Raw genomic sequence first — 16,840 nt, 5'->3', positions numbered from 1 at the left:
TACCGCCTGAATGTCTATTTATGATTCCCTTTCCTCAACCATCATTTGCTAGCATTTGTTTCAATCTTTTAAATGTCTAAAGTAAGTGTATCAGTAGAGATTTTTATTAAACATTTAATTTTCCTAAAAAATCTTTTGAATAGTATGAGACAGGTAATGCAAGTTAAATGGCCACAGGCTTCAGAAAAAAACATTTTAAAAGAAAAAGAATCTACCTCGCTTGCCACCAAGCCTATTTGCCTTACCATCAATGGTTTAAGTTTCTCATATCCCGAACAGACCAATGCTAGGGTACTCGATGACGTTTCATTAAAAATATACGAGAACGAATTTTTTACTCTACTCGGACCTTCTGGTTGTGGCAAAACAACTTTACTACGTCTTATCGCTGGTTTCCAACAACAAACCGCTGGCGAAATTTTGCTTGGCAACCATTCTTTGAACGATAAACCTCCATTTCAACGCCCAATCAATACAGTTTTCCAAAACTATGCTTTATTTCCACACATGACCGTCGCACAGAATGTAGCCTTCGGTCTAGAAATGAAAAAATTCTCTGCGGAGACCATTAAGGAAACTGTCAGTCATATGTTGTCATTAACACAACTGGAAAACGAAGCACACCGTTATCCTAAAGAACTGTCCGGCGGACAACAACAAAGAGTTGCACTAGCAAGAGCTTTAGCCTCACGACCGAAATTATTATTACTTGATGAACCGCTCTCTGCGCTTGATTTAAAACTGCGTAAAGAAATGCAAAGGGAGCTTAAACATTTACAACATGAAACGGGTACTACGTTCTTGTTTGTTACACATAATCAAGACGAAGCACTTTCCATGTCCGATCGTATCGGCGTAATGATAAATGGGAAAATCCAACAGATCGGGACCCCAGAGGAAATATATAACAGCCCTTTCAATCGCTGCGTTGCCGAATTTATTGGAGATATAAATTTTCTAGAGGGCGTTTCAGAACAAAACTCTATTATCCTTGCTGGCGGACAATTACTACCGGTTCAACCAGTTAATGATGGATTCGTCACCCTAGCCTTTCGCCCTGAGCATGCAAAATTAAATCGACAATCTGGTCTCTTGTCTGGCTATCTCAAGGAGATTGCTTATTTTGGTACAAGCACGCTCTACTATGTGGATTGCGAAGGACAGCCATTAATTCAGGTTCGGTCGCAAAATATAACGGATGAATGCACGCCATTTGCGATCGGTGAGAAAGTCCATGTGCAAATTCCCCAACACGCTTTCCGAGTGCTTGCGTCATGATGAATCTTTGGACCAGTTTAAATCCCCCACGGCGGCGGTTCTTGCTGCTTAGCCCAGTCGTGTTACTGCTATTGGGCGGCATGGTGTTGCCGATGGTTATCATGGCCATTGCGTCATTTTCAGGCGCTGCAGATTATGGCGGCGTATTGTGGGGGAAATTCTCGGCAGCTGCTTATGCCCAATTCTTATTTGAACAAGATTTTAGCGACCAATTAGTTTTTAATTCAGACTATCTGTTGATTTTTCTACGTTCATTCCAACTGGCGCTAGTCACCACCCTAGGCTGCTTTCTTTTAGGTTTTCCCACGGCACTTTTCATCGCCTCGCGGCCCATACAATACCGCAATATATTATTAATATTAGTAAGCATTCCATTTTGGACAAATCTGCTGGTACGCATTTATGCGTGGATCGCATTGCTACGCGACGGCGGTATTATTGAACAATTGTTGCACCATCTCCGCATCATAACAGCCCCTTCTCTTGGCTTAATGTATACCAACACAGCTACAGAAATCGGATTGCTTTACGCATTTTTGCCTTTTATGGTGCTCCCCATCTACGCTAGCTTAGCCAGGCTAGACTGGCGTTTAGTCGATGCAGCTCATGATTTGGGTGCGAATGGCTGGCAGGTATTACGCCGGATTATTATACCGCTCGCTCTACCGGGAATTATTTCAGGTTGCACGTTGGTCTTTGTTCCTGCCTTAGGTATGTACATCATTCCTAACCTTTTAGGTGGAAGCAAATTTTTAATGATCGGTAACTTGGTTCACTTGCAGTTTACTAATGCACACAATTGGCCATTTGGCGCCGCCCTTAGTTTTGTTTTGTTGGGATTGGCTTTACTAGGAATACTAATGCGCAGAGTATATTTTATAAAAGCTGGGGAGCATACTCGTGAACATGCTTAAATGGCGCACCTTTCCTGGAATTCAAGCAACCGCTGTGTTTGCCTTTTTATTTTTATATACGCCAGTCATCGTACTTGTATTTTTAAGTTTTAATCAAAGCGATCCAACCACCATTTGGCAAGGTTTTAGCTTCAATGGATATGTGGAAATTTGGCAAGATCCTTACCTCCTCCGCGCCGCCCAAAATTCATTAATCGTAGCCTCAATCGCCATGTTGGTTTCAACGTTAGCGGCAACGCTTGCTGCACTTGCGCTACGGGGACATGATTTTATTGGTAAATCAATCATAGCCACACTGATTGGCTTACCGCTACTTACGCCAGGGATTGTGATTGCCGTGGCCACCCTTATGTTTTTTTCTTTCACTGGCTTAGAGCCCAGTCTGATAACCGTCATTGTCACGCATATCGTTTTCTGCATACCCTTTGCTTATTTGCCGATTCAAGCACGTTTATCCAGAGCGAACCCTTATTTAATCGACGCAGCAAAAGATCTTTACGCCAATCCTTGGCAAGTCTTTTGGCGCGTTACTTGGCCACAACTAATGCCTGGCGTAACCGCCGGGGCCTTACTTGCATTCATTACGTCAATGGATGATTTTATTATTACATATTTTGTTGCGGGACCCGGCGCAAAAACTTTACCCATTTACATTTTCGAGACTATCGGGCGTAGTCTCTCACCCAAAATTAACGCCGTTTCAACCCTCATTTTAGGTGTATCCGTACTATTTGTTACATTGGCTTATTTTATCGGGCGGCAAAAACAGAAGTGACATTTTTTAGGGACTTCTATGAAGTTATTGAAATGGTCTATTGCCAGCATATTAATCTATTCATATCACGTTACAAATGCAGCAGGCAAGCTTCATTTTGCTTGCGCACAGAATTATTACCCCGCTGAGTTGTTGCAAAAATTCGAGCAAGAAACAGGAATAAAAATAACACTCAACCCTTATGATAGCGATGGTACTTTGGCCACTAAACTGAATATAGGCAGGCAAATGTACGACGTTATCGTTGTCAATGAAGCTTATGTGCCAACTCTAATTAAAAATGGATCTATTAGAAAATTAGACAAGGAAAAACTGTCTAATTTGAAAAATATCCAGTCCGAATACCTCTCCCCATCATTTGATCCAAAGCGGGAGTACACGATGCCTTATACAGCGATTTTGACTAGCTTTGCCTATGATTCCGCCCGTGTTCCAGGAGGCAAGCTAGAGGATAGCTGGGGGGCTTTTTTCCATCCAGATAAAGTATTCTGGGGCAAAATTGCTAACCTGGATGAACGAGATGATCTGTTTATCGCCGCCTCTTGGTACCTTGGCCTAGACGAATGCTCGGAGAACCCTAAAGATGCTGAAAAAGTGCTTCAACTACTACAACAACAGAAGCCATATGTTATTACCTATAGTAATGACAGGACGACTGCTCGTATGGCGAACAGGGAAGTTTTTATGCAGCAAGTATGGAATGGTGTTGCTGTACGAGTAAGGTCTAAACTAGCAACGACTATATTTGCTTATCCTAAGGAAGGAGTCATTCTCTCGCGAGATAATTTTGCAATGCCAGATAAAGCTAAAAATGTGGATGAAGCTCATCAATTTATTAATTGGATGCTACAGCCAGAGAATATTGCTCATGTTTCCAATAAATACAAATATACGAATGCAATTATAGGATCAGATAAATTCATAGATTCTGATTTGGTGAATGACCCAGCATTTAACACTCCCAAAGAATTCCGCAACCGGATTAAACCATTTAAGATCTGTTCGCCCAAAGTATTGGCTTTGCGTAACAAAGTTTGGGTGAAATTGAAAAAATCTGGAGGAAGTTAAAAACTATTTGTCATAAAGATTGCTCTGGCCAGATGCTTGGAGGCTATTGACCAGAGCAGCGCCAATCTCTCTTATTAAGGAAAGGGTAAGCAAAATGTATCATAGCATAAAGAAAGATGATCTATTTAATCTCAGTGATGCGCCACCGAGCGGAGCCCTCGAAGCTCTGGGTCTTTATACTACAATTTCCGTCCCTCCCCCAAATAGAGCTCGCCAGGCACCACTCTTATTTCATCCCCCCCGCGTAGAAAGCCAATGGCAACAATGGATGAATAAAAGCATCGGCATCATTCCACTACCTATTTTCTACATACTTTCTGCTAGCCTCATCCTCCTTCTTAGCATAAACGAGTTCTCAAGCGAGATCTCTCTGGTCTTCGCAGCGCTTACTGTACTAGGTTTTAGTTGTGCTGAATTAGGCGCGCGCTTACCCGGTTTGCGGCACATCGGTGGGACCGTTATCTTAACGATTTTGCTGCCGTCTTTCCTGGTGCACCATGCACTTCTGCCCAGCAAATTAGTGCAGTCGATTAATAACTTTTGGCATACAACAAATATTCTTTACTTGTTTACCGCTGCCGTTATTGTCGGCGGTATTCTCAGTATGGACCGGCGGCTTCTGATTAAAGGCTTTGCTAAGCTCTTTATTCCGCTGACGGCAGGTTCGATTGCCGCAGTTATCGTGGGTACCCTGACTGGCATAGCATTTGGCTTTAGCGCACACCATGCTCTTTTTTATCTGGTGATTCCAATTATGGCCGGCGGTCTTGGCGAGGGGGGAATTCCACTGACCTTGGGTTACGCTACAATTTTAAATGTACCGCAACCCCAACTATTTGCGCAGATTGTACCGCCCGTCGTATTGGGCAATTTAACCGCCATCGTATGCGCGTCCATCCTTCATCAACTCGGTAAACGTTATCCTCGTTATAGCGGAAATGGCGAATTACTGCGCACTTCTGACTCTGAGTCGCCGCCAGAGAACCATGCGTTTTCTTTTACGATTGAAACCCTGGCGGCGGCTGGCATGATTGCGATCAGTCTGTATTTAGTCGGCGTTGTAATTTATCATTGCACCGGTTTGCCTGCGCCATTGGGTATGCTATTGCTCACTGTAATCATCAAGTTAGCGCGTATTGTTCCGCCTAAATTTGAACATGGCGCTTATGCTATGTATCGTTTTTTCGCTGTCACTGCGGCCTATCCTATGCTGTTTGGAATTGGTTTGATTCTGACGCCTTGGGAGGCATTTTTAGCCACGTTAACACTGGGCCATTTTGTCACGATCCTCGCTACCGTAGCGACCTTAACTACGGTTGGTTTCATAGTTGGGCGCTGGACGGGTTTGCATCCCATTGAAAGTGCGATTGTGAATGCTTGCCACAGCGGCATGGGGAGCGTGGGGGATCTGGCGATTCTAACTTCAGCGCATCGCATGCAATTAATGCCATTTGCGCAGCTCGCAACCCGCATTGGCGGAGCCTTAACGGTCATGGTTGCACTTCTTATTTTTAGTCAAGTACCGGGCTAACGAACAAATCAAAATTATTCCGAATTACGGGGGCGTTGTTCGCTGAAGAGAGCGGTATAATTGCCGACTTTTTTAACGAAAAGTAGATGTTTAATCTGAGCAGCGCCCTGCCCAAGTTATCCTGCGAGCAACTCCCTGTTAGTGCTTATTTTGATGAGGCGCTTTACGAGCGCGAACTTGCAACGCTTTTTCAGCGCGGGCCTCGCTATGTCGGCCATGAATTGATGGTGCCTGAGGCTGGCGCTTATTTTACGTTACCCTGCGAACGTAATGCACGGGTGCTGGTGCGCCAAAAAAGTGGCGCGGTTGAGCTTTTATCAAATGTGTGCCGTCACCGCCAAGCTATTTTGTTAGAGGGCCAGGGGCAAACAGAAAATATCGTCTGCCCGCTGCATCGCTGGACCTACGCCTTAAATGGGGAGTTATTGGGCGCACCGCATTTTCCTGATCGTCCCTGCTTAAACCTGGATCGTACGACCCTGCATAACTGGCGCGGGTTGTTATTTGATACGAATGGGCGCAACCCGCTGCATGATCTGGCGATGCTTTCTAACTCTCATTTGGATTTCTCTGGTTACTTATTTAACCATGTTGAAGTCCACGAATGCAATTACAATTGGAAAACATTTGTCGAGGTTTATCTAGAAGATTATCACGTTGCGCCGTTTCACCCTGGGCTGAGTCACTTTGTATCTTGCGACCAATTAGAATGGCAATTTGGCGATTGGTATAGCGTGCAAACAGTGGGCACCCACCAAGCGCTTAGCCAAGCGGGCAGTCCAGCCTACCGAAAATGGCAAGATGCGCTTTTGCGTTTTAACCAAGGCAAGTTGCCGCAGCACGGCGCAATTTGGATGATGTACTACCCTAATCTGATGATTGAATGGTATCCACATGTGCTGGTGGTCTCAACGCTGATACCACGTGGCCCTCGGCATACAACCAACATCGTCGAATTTTATTACCCGGAAGAGATTGCACTGTTTGAGCCTGAATTAGTTGCGGCTGAACGCGCAGCGTATATGGAAACCGTAACTGAAGATGATGAAATTGCCAGGCGTATGGATGCTGGGCGTGCCGCCCTTATGGAACGCGGCATCTCTGAGGTTGGGCCCTATCAAAGTCCGCTAGAAGATGGAATGCGGCATTTTCATCAGTTTTTACGGCGCCAATTAGGTAATATAGAGGAGAGTTTAGCTGCCTAATGGGACCTTTTTATGTCTACTCCTCGCTATACAACATTAATCAGCGCGGCCCAGCTTGCAGCGCTGATAGCAAGCAAACCCGAAACCATCATTATTTTTGATTGTAGTTTCGATCTCACTGACGACACTGCGGGCAAACGTGCTTACAACACTGAGCACTTGCCTGGCGCGCATTATCTCCATCTTGGCGAAACTCTTTCCGGTCCTCGCACAGGACACAATGGACGTCACCCATTGCCTGAGCGCACCACACTGGCGCAGGCATTAGCGTCCTATGGCCTGCAAAATCAACATCAAGTAATTGTATATGACACCCAAGGCGGGATTTTCGCAGCGCGGTTATGGTGACTATTACGGTGGTTAGGCCATGCAGTAGTAGCTTTACTTGACGGCGGGTTACAAGCCTGGCGCAAAGTTGGGTTACCGCTTTCTGATACATTGCCCGACCTGCGTACAGGAGACTTTAAACCTGCTACGCCGCTAGCGCAGACAGTCGATGTAGCCACCGTAATGCGCAATCTGGAGACGCGTGAATACACACTTATCGATGCACGCTCTGCTGGACGTTATCGGGGTGAAAACGAAACGCTAGATGCGGTTGGCGGCCATATTCCGGGAGCGCTCAATCGGTTTTTTCAAGATAACCTGACCAGCGATGGTCATTTTAAATCAGCGCCTGTTTTACGCGATGAATTTAATGTGCTATTAGGCGACAAACCTGCGCAACAGGTTATCTTGCAGTGCGGGTCGGGGGTGACTGCTTGTTTGCATGCGCTAGCAATGGAGATTGCAGGTTTGCCTGGAGCAATGCTGTATCCTGGATCATGGAGTGAATGGTGCAGTGATCCCGAGCGGCCCGTGGTGACTGCTTCATCTTAATGCAACCTGACCCTTGTCATGAATCGAAAGACTCGAGGTAGCTATAAAGCGACGCCACAGCAATAAACCTGTAACCCCAAAACCAATACTGCGGCCAAGCCAAATTCCGTTTTCTCCCCAGTTTGCCCAATATCCGCATGCAACCATAGCTGGGATTCCTACTAGCCAATATCCGACAGATGTGTTTATAAGGCCTGTTTTGGTATCCCCAAGACCACGCAGCAAACCGATACAGATATTTTGCGAGCCATTAGCAAATTGGTGAGCGACCGCAAACCATAGTAAGCTCATAGCAACGGTAAACACGGCGGCCTCGCTAGCCGACCCTAGAAATGGAAATAATATCCATCTCGGCGCAAGCAGGTAGAGTATGCCAACGATCATCAAGAAGGCAAAGCTTAATTTGAACGTTCGACCTGCGATCCCGCGAACTTCATGATACCGATCATTCGCAACTGCATGACTTATAAGAACCGAAGAGCCGTGAGACAAACCAATGTTAATCTGATACACAACGGTGACGAGTTGATTAACCACATTTGAGGCCGCTAATGCAGTTGCCCCGAACATCCCTATTAAAATTGTCGCCACAGACGTAATTGCCGCTTCAGATCCGTAGATAAGAGCGATAGGTGCTCCCACCTTAAATAGTCAATCTGTTACTGCTTATAGTCATAGCGATTGCTTGGCTTGAGATTGGGGCACGTGCAGTTGCTTGTTTAGCTACCAACAAACTAGAGTCTAATAGCGGCTTGCCATTGGGTCCTAAGGTTCTTCCCGCTTGCGCTAAGTCAACATACAAAAACTCTTGGACCTAAACGGATCCCAACTTTTTCCTGAGAAAGTACTGCTTAACATCTGTTTTCTATACAAGGGATTCGTTTCTCAAGGGTAAAGCCAGTTCCACACCATTTGCCCTTCATGCCAAAGATCCGCTAAGAATTTCTCCTTCACGACTACTGGTTTTTTAGCTTCATATAGTAATCCTCAACAGACGCAATAAATTCAGGCAAATCTACTATGCAAGTCCAATGATAATCATCATGAGAGTACGATATTTCATAACCTTTGGTTGCCCGACCAATATAGACGTTATTTACATCAACCCCACGCAAGGCAAATACTAATCCATGGCGAGTTTTATAATCAAATACCAAATCCATGTCTGAGTCTTTGACAGTATCTAGGTCAACCAGATCAAGATAATTCCAAATTCCATATGCAATAGAAAAATCACTCTTAATCAAATCCAATGGAGATTCAAAAAGAATAGACTCTTTGTTTTCAATAAACCATCTCAATAAGCACATTACATCCCATCTAATATTGAATATATTTAATATTTTCCTTCCATCTAATAAAACGTCGAGTGAAATATCTGCATACACTTCGTCTTCAGAAGGGGTATCAATATATTGGCTAGGATCTAGCTTTTTAATCTTCAAGTCGAGCTTGTACATCATTTTCCTTTAGTTAATTTCTTGTATTCAGATTTGCTAATAAGACCTTGTGCGGATAATTGCCTCAGCACAGCGACGGGGGAGTATCCGCTCCTTGCATAGGATATGCCATGCCACCCGTCCATATTATCTGGCTGAAACTCATACACCCGCCCATTACATACTCCATGCGTTGAATTAAATTGTCCAAAACTTCCTTTGTTTTTATATCACTCAGATCCATTCTACTTCCTCATCCACCCAGTTCCTTTAGTTAATTTCTTGTATTCAGATTTGCTAATAAGACCTTGTGCGGATAATTGTCTAAGCACAGCGGCAGGGGCAGTATCCGCTCCTCGCATAGGATAGCCATGCCATCCGCCCACATTATCTGGCTGAAACTCATACACCTGCCCATTACGTACTCCATATCTTTGCTTACCATTTTGAATTGAATTGTCCAACACTTCCTTTGCTTCTGCATCACTCAGATCCATTCTGCTTCCCCATCCACCTAATTTATCGTGTTTAGAGGTAGGTGCATAATTAAGTGGAGGCTTATCTAGAGCATTTTCTCTATTATTATTTTCGCTAAAAATCAAATTCCCGAGTTTCTCTAGCGCTTCAGCAATCGGATTTATCAGGGGCGCTACCGTATATGCTCCGGATTGATTTGGCGTCGTCAAAGGCTGAACGATATGCTCCTCAGATTGATTAGGCATGCCTTCAGGCAACACTTCTTCATCCTGATGCCACTCCCTGCCTGGAATCTGAGACGGCTGTGGCGGTTCCGTAGGCGTGAACATCGGTGGTGGCGGTTGTATTAACTGATCGTCATCCTTATTTTCTTGATCTTTTTTATAAGTCTCATAGACGCCCCCTACCACTACGGCCGCAGCCAACGCGCCTAATACAGCAAGCCCGGGTGGAGTTACCACTAACGGTGCCGCTAGTGCCGCCACGGCATTATTTTCTGTTTCAATCTGCGCCGCATTCTGTGCTAATGCAGCATCTGCCCCCCCTGCACTTGCCATCCCTGCCACCAGACTAGTAACGATATTCTTGCGCGCGGCTTTTTCCTGTTCAGACAGACCTTCTACGGGGCCTAACAGGTTATTCACCAGGACACTTGCACTGGCACCCAAGGCAGCTGAGCCACCCGATTGGCCCTGTGCGACTGCGCCGCCATAAGCCAGAGCTCCATGCAAGGCAACGCGCATCGTTTCATTATTCAGGCTATCCGCAATATGCTTGATTTTTTCTGCGCCCAGGCTTTGCAAATAGTTTAGCGCCGCTGCCTGAGTAAACTGTGCGGTTGCACCCGTTACATTGCCAGAAGCCGCCGCGGTTAACGCTGTCAATATCCGCCGGTTTAAGCCACCTGGCCCCCATTGCTTATTCAGCACTTGCGCCTGGGTGCGCAATTCAACCGCCATTTCACGTAATGCCTGTTGCTGCTCTACCGGCATTACCTCTTCAGTGGCCCGTACCTCCATATCCCTGGCTTGCTCGATCTTATGATCCGCATCCCTGGCCCTATTGACGATGAATGTACTCGTTTCCCGACCTAATGCATTGACGATATCAAAGCCAGCTTCAATCTCAGTCCGTTTAAAAATGTGCTCTAACGCCGCATGACTCTGTGCCGGATTGCGGTTCAGGCTGGCAATTGTCTGTGCCGCGCTTTGCCCCGTCAGGGCCTTTTGCCGCGGCTCATTCGTAATTACAATTTCCGCACCGCTAATCGCACTTTGAGTAGTTGACGCGGCTTGACCCGAAGCCCGCATCGCTATCGGCATCGAGGCGCTAGCGCCTTTTAAACTCGTCAACTGATTACCGCTATGTGCCGGCGTAACCGCTTGACCGCGTTGGTTCGAACCCACGTCTTGGCCGCCTTTGCTGTACCCGATGCCTAAGCTCAGGCTGCTTGCGTCGTAGTGCGCTTGATTCTCTATACCCCTAGCCGCTAAAGTACCCGTTGTAAATTGATTCTTGCCCTCTTCAATCGCTTGATCTGTACTTGCGATCATGCTACCAAGCAGTTTCGTATCGCCTTTGACTTCAATCTGGAAGCCTCCTGAACCGGCTTGAATGCCCGCTTGCTCCGCTACGCTCAGATAATTACTGTTTAGCTTTTGTTGTGAGAAATTAATGCTCACCGCAGAGGCAGGGCCGGCTGTGGCGCTGCCGCTGATACTTTGATAGCGGCTGTTATATGCATTCGCGTTCTGCACGCTTTCAATTTCCAGGTTACCTTCGATGCTGGCTTCGACTTGCTGACCCGAGAGCTGAGCACCTTTTAAGTGAACATCGCTTTGTGTGGTTAAGACCAGCTTACGACCGGCTTTGATCTGAGCTGGCGTAAGACTGACTTCAACTCCGTCTGCGTGGCCGCATCCACTGCTGACTGCGGCCGAGGCACCTGCTGAGCTATGGACTCCGAGAGTTGCCACCACCCCTGCCGCGTTACTTTGACTGTGCTGCTCACTGTGCTGGGCAAAGGTATTAGGCGCTGCCTCAATTTTTAACAGACCTTCTACTTTGAGCTTAACATCTTGCTTGGCTTCAATTTGAGAACCTATGATATCGAGGGTTGATCTTTCGCCTAAACCTTCCATCTCGAGGACCACAGTACCGCCCGCCGTGATTGTGCTGCCCAATGCCATTGCGCTCAGCTGAGTTTGCTGAAATTCATGGCTACTTTCGCCCATCATTGCGCTGACGGTAGCGCCGCCGGCTGCTCTAGGATCTGCTTGGACCGCGTCATAGGCGTTTTTAAGCGCGAGTGCGCCTGCACCAGCGGCTAAAATTTGCATCCGTGAATCACTCACTTGAGTGCTGGCTTCAAGCATTTGCTGGCTGGTTTGCGCAGCAGCAAGCACCGGTGCGCCCGCGGCAACGGTCAAGCCAGATTGACGCAATTCGCTATGCTGCCAACGTCGGCCTTGTTCATGGACTGCATCGACTGTGCCTTTAAGCGCTTTAGCCCGGATATTGCCCGCAGGCGCGACCAGCTGGCTGCCGCTTTGTTGATATTCGCGGCCAGCTAGGGCCAGGATCTGGCCTGACACACTGCCAATTACAGTGCCGATATACGGCGTGCTTTCAGCTTCTAATGCCTCCGTTTGTTCGCGCTCGCCAATGGTGTAGCCTAAACCACCGCTGTCTAATAGCCCTGAGCGCTCTTTGACTGAGTAATGGCTCGCTTTTTCAATCTGCTGGGCCGCTTTTAGTTTGATGTCATTGTCAGCATATAAGTCCACATCACGCATACCGACTATGTTTGAGCCCGTAACACTGAGATCATGCCCAGCTTCCATCCAGACGGTATCGCCCGAGAAAGTCGTGTTCAATGCTTGTTTTTTATACTGCTGAGTTCGGCTTAATTCGCTCGAAGAAGATAATAAATGATTAAATTCATGGTATCGGGATTCCGCAAAAGCGTGCTCTTCATCAGCTGCGGCCAGGTTAATATCTCCGCCCGCTTTGATAGAAAGTGCTTCCCCTGCATGCACATGAGCGCCAAACGCATTAATATCATGGCCCGCCTTAAGCTCAAGTGACCCACCCGTTTGAATGTGCGTACCCACTTCGGTTTTTTTGCTTTGGCTTAACGAGTTATGCTCGTCCCATGTCAATTGTTGCTGCGCTGCGGTAGCGGCTGTGCCTAATGTGAGGTTATGTCCCGCTTCTAAAGTTGCAGCTTGACTGACCTCGATGTGAGTTGCCGCTAGGTTAAGATCCCTTTTAGCACGGGCCTCCAGTTGCTCCGCTTGAATACGGCTTAAGCCATCTAGCGTAGTCCGGCTACCGCTAGATGCGTGGGTCGTATGAGTTTGACTTTGTAGATGGATATCACGCCCGGCTTCCAGGGCAATTTGTTTGCCGGCAAGTGTGCCGGCGCGGCTGTCAATATCTTCGCTAGCATGTAAAGAGATATTATCTAAGCTGACGATTGCGCCGCGTTGGTTAACAATATTTTGCGCGTTAAGATTGATTCTCCCGGTACTGATCATCGTGCCGGCATTTCTAATCATGCCGTGGCTGGCCAAATCAATCTCGCGCGCGGCTATACCAGAGCCTCCTAGCCGCGGTACATTGATGCGTGCGCTGGAGAGATACAATTGCGGCGCGAGTACCGTTTGCTCAGAACCATTAGGCAGCCTAACCGTTTGCTTCACCAGCCAAACCATATCATGGGGTAACGACGCTTGCTGCTCAATCGTCAAGGGCATGCCTAATTGTAGGTTAGCCTGCTGTGCATATTCTGCGCCAGCTCTCATTAAAGCTTGGTATCCAGCTCTTTGATTCCTTTGATATGACAGTGCATATTGACCCACCAAGGCGATGCTTTGGTCACGTATGAGTTGCTGCTCATAAAAACCGCTCCCTAGGCGTTTAGGCGCGTGTCTCGGATTAATGCCAACCAGGCTTAATAGATAATTACTCGATAACGGTAAGTCAGCATGGTTAAAGCGCGGGTCGAGCTCGACTAAAAACGGATACTCAGGTGCAGTCTGCACAATATGCATGCCACTGGTAGGTAGGAGCGGGACAATTAAGCTATTCTGGCTTGTTGCATCGCGCACCATCACCGTACCGTTCGTATCGTGAGCTTGTATTCTTAATAGATCCGGTTTTTCGTGCTGAACCAGCCTACCTTCTGCCTGAGTGGCGAGATCTAATTTTCGTTGCTGTGTAATAGGAGGAGCTCTATAGTCAATAAAGTCACTATGCGTACGCTCTCGCCCTCTTAAATGGCCGCGCCAATCACTGCGCGTATAGCGAGAAAGTCCCACATCTATTTGGGTAATTAAGTTGATCGCGTCACGATTTTGATCCATCTCGAAACTGTCATCCAGATGGGAGATGTCGCCGCCTGCGATTATCTTGCTTTTGTCATTGCGAACCTGGCCAGACAATTTCATATCGCCGCCCGCTTGGATCGTGGCTGGCTGGATTTCTTCTACGACCGTATCTTTTACGATCCGCATATAGCCGTATTCAGTGTAGTCAGCGAAAGGAGCAGCACTTCCGTCTTTCACAACTTGACGACCTCCCCGGCTTGCATCCCATGTCAGTTGGTCAAGGCGATAACGCTGGGTTGAACCTTCAGGTTGCACTTCTACAATGAATTGCTCATCGATTACGCGCTCTCGAGTTTTGAAATAAGCCGTTTTATTGATGAGCCGAAAGGTATTAATCGAAAGTTGGCCTACCGCATCAATCGTTGCGGATGAGTTAGTTATGCGCAGCGCCTTATCCGTCGCTTGGTTTTGTGCATTAAGCCGCAGGCCAAGCGCCATATCGCCACCACTGAATAGCAGGCTATGATCTTCGTTTTTAAGCCAGTTAGCACCTATATTCAGGCTTTTATCTGCTGCAATGACGCTTGGCTTATATCCATTGACAGTATATTTTGTCTCAAAGTTACTTAAAGTCTGAGCGCTCAAGGCAACCGTGTCGCCATAGATCAGCCCTTTATTGCTCAACGTATCTTCTGCTTTGAGAAGCACCTGAGGCCCCGTAATCAGAGCCTCTGATTGGTTATCAATATTCATAGAGTGAAGCGACGTCTGCTGTCCGCTTTGCACTATTCCTTGATTAACAAAATCGCCTTTAGTTAGTACGGGTACATTGTCTTCATGGGGCGCATTAGATGCCCTTTTCGAGGAGACGGAAAGATCTACCATCGAGCGTCCCCCTAAGCCCTCATGAGCTACCTCTAGATTGAGATTTTGACCGGCCAACATCTGATTGGCTTGGCCATTCAATACACTCTGTGCAGTTATCGTGACATTGCCGTAACCCATTACCAAGCCTGGCCACTCGGCCTGCTCATCATGTACCGTATTATTTTTGAGTTGGCCTGCAATAATCCGTGTATCGCCACCGCCAGCATGCACGATATGCCCGCCGTCATTAGTTAACTCATTGACGGCTCTCAGTTCGAGTTTTGCAGGGGTTTTATCGAATGTCAGTGCAAGCTGATCGCTCACTTGCGCTGCTGGTGCTTGACACTTTTTAACCTCATCTATCCATGCCTTTCCTCTGTCAGCCATCGTACCGGCCGGTATCGCAGTCAGATCGCCGCGATAAATCGTGCTGAGTCGGTTTTCTAGCGTTTGCGCCCTGAGTGTGAGGTGGCCTGAACTTGCAATAACGCTGCTTGCGCCAACCTGACTTACTTTAGACCGCTCATCCTGACTGTCTGAGTAATTCACAATAGATTGAGCCGTGAGCTCTGTCTCGCCCGTGCCAAAAATAACACCAGCTTGAAGGTTCTCAATTTTTCTGGTCGCCGAAATTTGTGTTTTGCCGTTACCTCGGTTAATAATTTGCGCTGCGTTATTTTTAATTTCATCGGCCTTAACGATCAGCTTTCCTGTCTTGCTTGAGGCTTCAATTTTGCCGTTCTCATTACTTAAGAGTTGCGCCTCAGCCCTTACCGCCCCGCCACTTATCACGCCTTGGTTTTTGAGTTTTTCGGCTATAACGGTGGTACTAGTGCTATCGATTGAAGACTCTGCATGGGTTTCAATCTCCACTGCAGAAATTTGCATTTCCCCATGGCTATGCAAAGCGCTTTGGTTAATTAATTTACTCTTGGTCTGAAACGTTAAATGACGCCCTGCTTGCAAAGCTTGGTGGTCAGTATGCGTATAGCCCTCCTGTAGCGATACCGAGAGATCACGCTTGGCTTTGATGATGCCAGGATCTTCCAGCGCAGTTGCTTTTAACTCCAGATCGTTATTTGATCCAATGACTCCGGCCTGACTGTTCAAATAAGTTGCTTTAATTTCAACCTTTTTGCCTTCACCTTGATGGAGGATGCGTCCACTCTGGTTGCTTAAAGCTGCCACGTCTATGGTGAGTGCGCCCGTCCCCGCTGAGATATTGACCAAACCATGGTCATTATTGAAATTGCTGGCGCTATTCAATCTCAAATCGCCTTTATTTGTATGCAGGCTACCCCGATTCACTACGTCACCCGAACTCGAAACCCTGAGTCCTCTCTCCGCGCATACCTTAGCGTGTTGGGCTAGGATCAACTGGCCCGGATCAGGGGTTTTGGGGGGCTCAGTCAGCGGGCCAATGGCACGCTTCCAATAGCCAGTTTCCGCGTAATTAAGCCAGTTGGCTCCGCTGAATAAATGAATGCGCTTCGCCTGTACTTGACCTTCTATTTTGATGCTATAGGCAATTACATCCAGCTGTTCAAGCAACTTCAGTTTTGCCCCCGAACGGATTGTAATTTGCCCTTCGGTCACATGCAGTGTTTCAAGACCGCCGCTCTGTCCCCAAATCGGCGAACCTGTTGTCAACGCAATGTGGCCACTGTTAAGAAAACGGTAGCCCCAATAAGACACGCCATGAGCATTGACATAGGACATTTCGGCCGGCTGCCCAGCAATCTTAACGATCATATTGGGCTGAGATGGCATCTCTCCGGTGACTTCATTCAGGACTATTTTTAGCGTTAGGTCACTCTGTGGCTGTGGACTGCGCACAATCGCCCATTCTGGCTCAGTTGCCGGCAATGCGTTTTCTTCAGGCACAGGCTCGCGGGTATCTGCGGGGGACGTCGTCGGTTGGCGAACAGAAATTGAGGATGACTGAAAAAGCTGGGTCGTATTCTGAATGGGGTTCATGATCAGACTCTCCTTGCATATAGCAAAGCGCGCAGAAAAAAGCTGTGTTTTTTTGAAAAACCTCGAGGCCGCCCTCCCCAAGCATAGGGGGTCTGTCCA

9 protein-coding genes and 1 pseudogene are annotated in these 16,840 nt (G+C 47.1%); 7 read left to right on the top strand and 3 right to left on the bottom strand.

What is annotated here, in order from left to right:
• The first annotated feature begins 72 nt into the window (after positions 1–72).
• From MCB1EB_RS05080 to MCB1EB_RS05050, 7 genes and pseudogenes are all read left to right on the top strand, one after another.
• Positions 73–1,278, top strand: coding sequence for an ABC transporter ATP-binding protein (locus MCB1EB_RS05080; protein ID WP_197721986.1), 1,206 nt, complete (start codon positions 73–75; stop codon positions 1,276–1,278).
• Positions 1,278–2,192, top strand: a complete 915-nt coding sequence (locus tag MCB1EB_RS05075; protein WP_081953583.1) for an ABC transporter permease — start codon at positions 1,278–1,280, stop codon at positions 2,190–2,192. The genes MCB1EB_RS05080 and MCB1EB_RS05075 overlap by 1 nt, the downstream gene beginning before the upstream one ends.
• Positions 2,185–2,967, top strand: a complete 783-nt coding sequence (locus MCB1EB_RS05070; protein WP_045362460.1) for an ABC transporter permease — start codon at positions 2,185–2,187, stop codon at positions 2,965–2,967. Before MCB1EB_RS05075 ends, MCB1EB_RS05070 begins: the two co-directional genes overlap by 8 nt.
• 18 nt (positions 2,968–2,985) lie before the next feature.
• Positions 2,986–4,035, top strand: coding sequence for an extracellular solute-binding protein (locus tag MCB1EB_RS05065; RefSeq protein WP_126353895.1), 1,050 nt, complete (start codon positions 2,986–2,988; stop codon positions 4,033–4,035).
• A 94-nt stretch (positions 4,036–4,129) separates the two neighbouring features.
• Positions 4,130–5,566, top strand: coding sequence for a 2-hydroxycarboxylate transporter family protein (locus MCB1EB_RS05060; protein WP_081953471.1), 1,437 nt, complete (start codon positions 4,130–4,132; stop codon positions 5,564–5,566).
• 86 nt (positions 5,567–5,652) lie between these two features.
• Positions 5,653–6,771 (top strand): aromatic ring-hydroxylating oxygenase subunit alpha, encoded by a 1,119-nt coding sequence (locus tag MCB1EB_RS05055; protein ID WP_045362461.1) that lies wholly within the window; start codon positions 5,653–5,655, stop codon positions 6,769–6,771.
• A 12-nt stretch (positions 6,772–6,783) separates the two neighbouring features.
• Positions 6,784–7,650 (top strand): annotated as a pseudogene (locus MCB1EB_RS05050) (sulfurtransferase).
• Here MCB1EB_RS05050 and MCB1EB_RS05045 read toward each other — a convergent pair.
• From MCB1EB_RS05045 to MCB1EB_RS05035, 3 genes are all read right to left on the bottom strand, one after another.
• On the bottom strand, positions 7,642–8,292 hold the full coding sequence (locus MCB1EB_RS05045) for an MATE family efflux transporter (RefSeq protein WP_081953472.1): 651 nt from the start codon (positions 8,290–8,292) through the stop codon (positions 7,642–7,644). The pseudogene MCB1EB_RS05050 and the gene MCB1EB_RS05045 overlap by 9 nt on opposite strands.
• Before the next feature lie 314 nt (positions 8,293–8,606).
• Entirely contained in the window at positions 8,607–9,110 is a 504-nt protein-coding gene (locus MCB1EB_RS05040; RefSeq protein WP_045362463.1) for a hypothetical protein, read from the bottom strand.
• Between the two features lie 224 nt (positions 9,111–9,334).
• A complete protein-coding gene (locus tag MCB1EB_RS05035; RefSeq protein ID WP_045362465.1) occupies positions 9,335–16,741 on the bottom strand; it encodes a hemagglutinin repeat-containing protein in 7,407 nt (2,468 codons plus the stop codon).
• Positions 16,742–16,840 lie beyond the last annotated feature (99 nt).

The sequence above is a fragment of the Mycoavidus cysteinexigens genome (assembly GCF_003966915.1).
GTDB lineage: Bacteria > Pseudomonadota > Gammaproteobacteria > Burkholderiales > Burkholderiaceae > Mycoavidus > Mycoavidus cysteinexigens.
The sequence above is the reverse complement of the archived record's forward strand: the minus strand, read 5'-3'. Positions and strand labels throughout refer to the sequence as shown.

Bases quoted from the DNA above. Each gene is read 5' to 3' on its own strand.
- MCB1EB_RS05040 (WP_045362463.1), bottom strand. From the start codon at position 9,110: ATGTACAAGCTCGACTTGAAGATTAAAAAGCTAGATCCTAGCCAATAT.
- MCB1EB_RS05055 (WP_045362461.1), top strand. From the start codon at position 5,653: ATGTTTAATCTGAGCAGCGCCCTGCCCAAGTTATCCTGCGAGCAACTC.
- MCB1EB_RS05035 (WP_045362465.1), bottom strand. From the start codon at position 16,741: ATGAACCCCATTCAGAATACGACCCAGCTTTTTCAGTCATCCTCAATT.
- MCB1EB_RS05070 (WP_045362460.1), top strand. From the start codon at position 2,185: ATGCTTAAATGGCGCACCTTTCCTGGAATTCAAGCAACCGCTGTGTTT.
- MCB1EB_RS05065 (WP_126353895.1), top strand. From the start codon at position 2,986: ATGAAGTTATTGAAATGGTCTATTGCCAGCATATTAATCTATTCATAT.
- MCB1EB_RS05060 (WP_081953471.1), top strand. From the start codon at position 4,130: ATGTATCATAGCATAAAGAAAGATGATCTATTTAATCTCAGTGATGCG.
- MCB1EB_RS05075 (WP_081953583.1), top strand. From the start codon at position 1,278: ATGAATCTTTGGACCAGTTTAAATCCCCCACGGCGGCGGTTCTTGCTG.
- MCB1EB_RS05080 (WP_197721986.1), top strand. From the start codon at position 73: ATGTCTAAAGTAAGTGTATCAGTAGAGATTTTTATTAAACATTTAATT.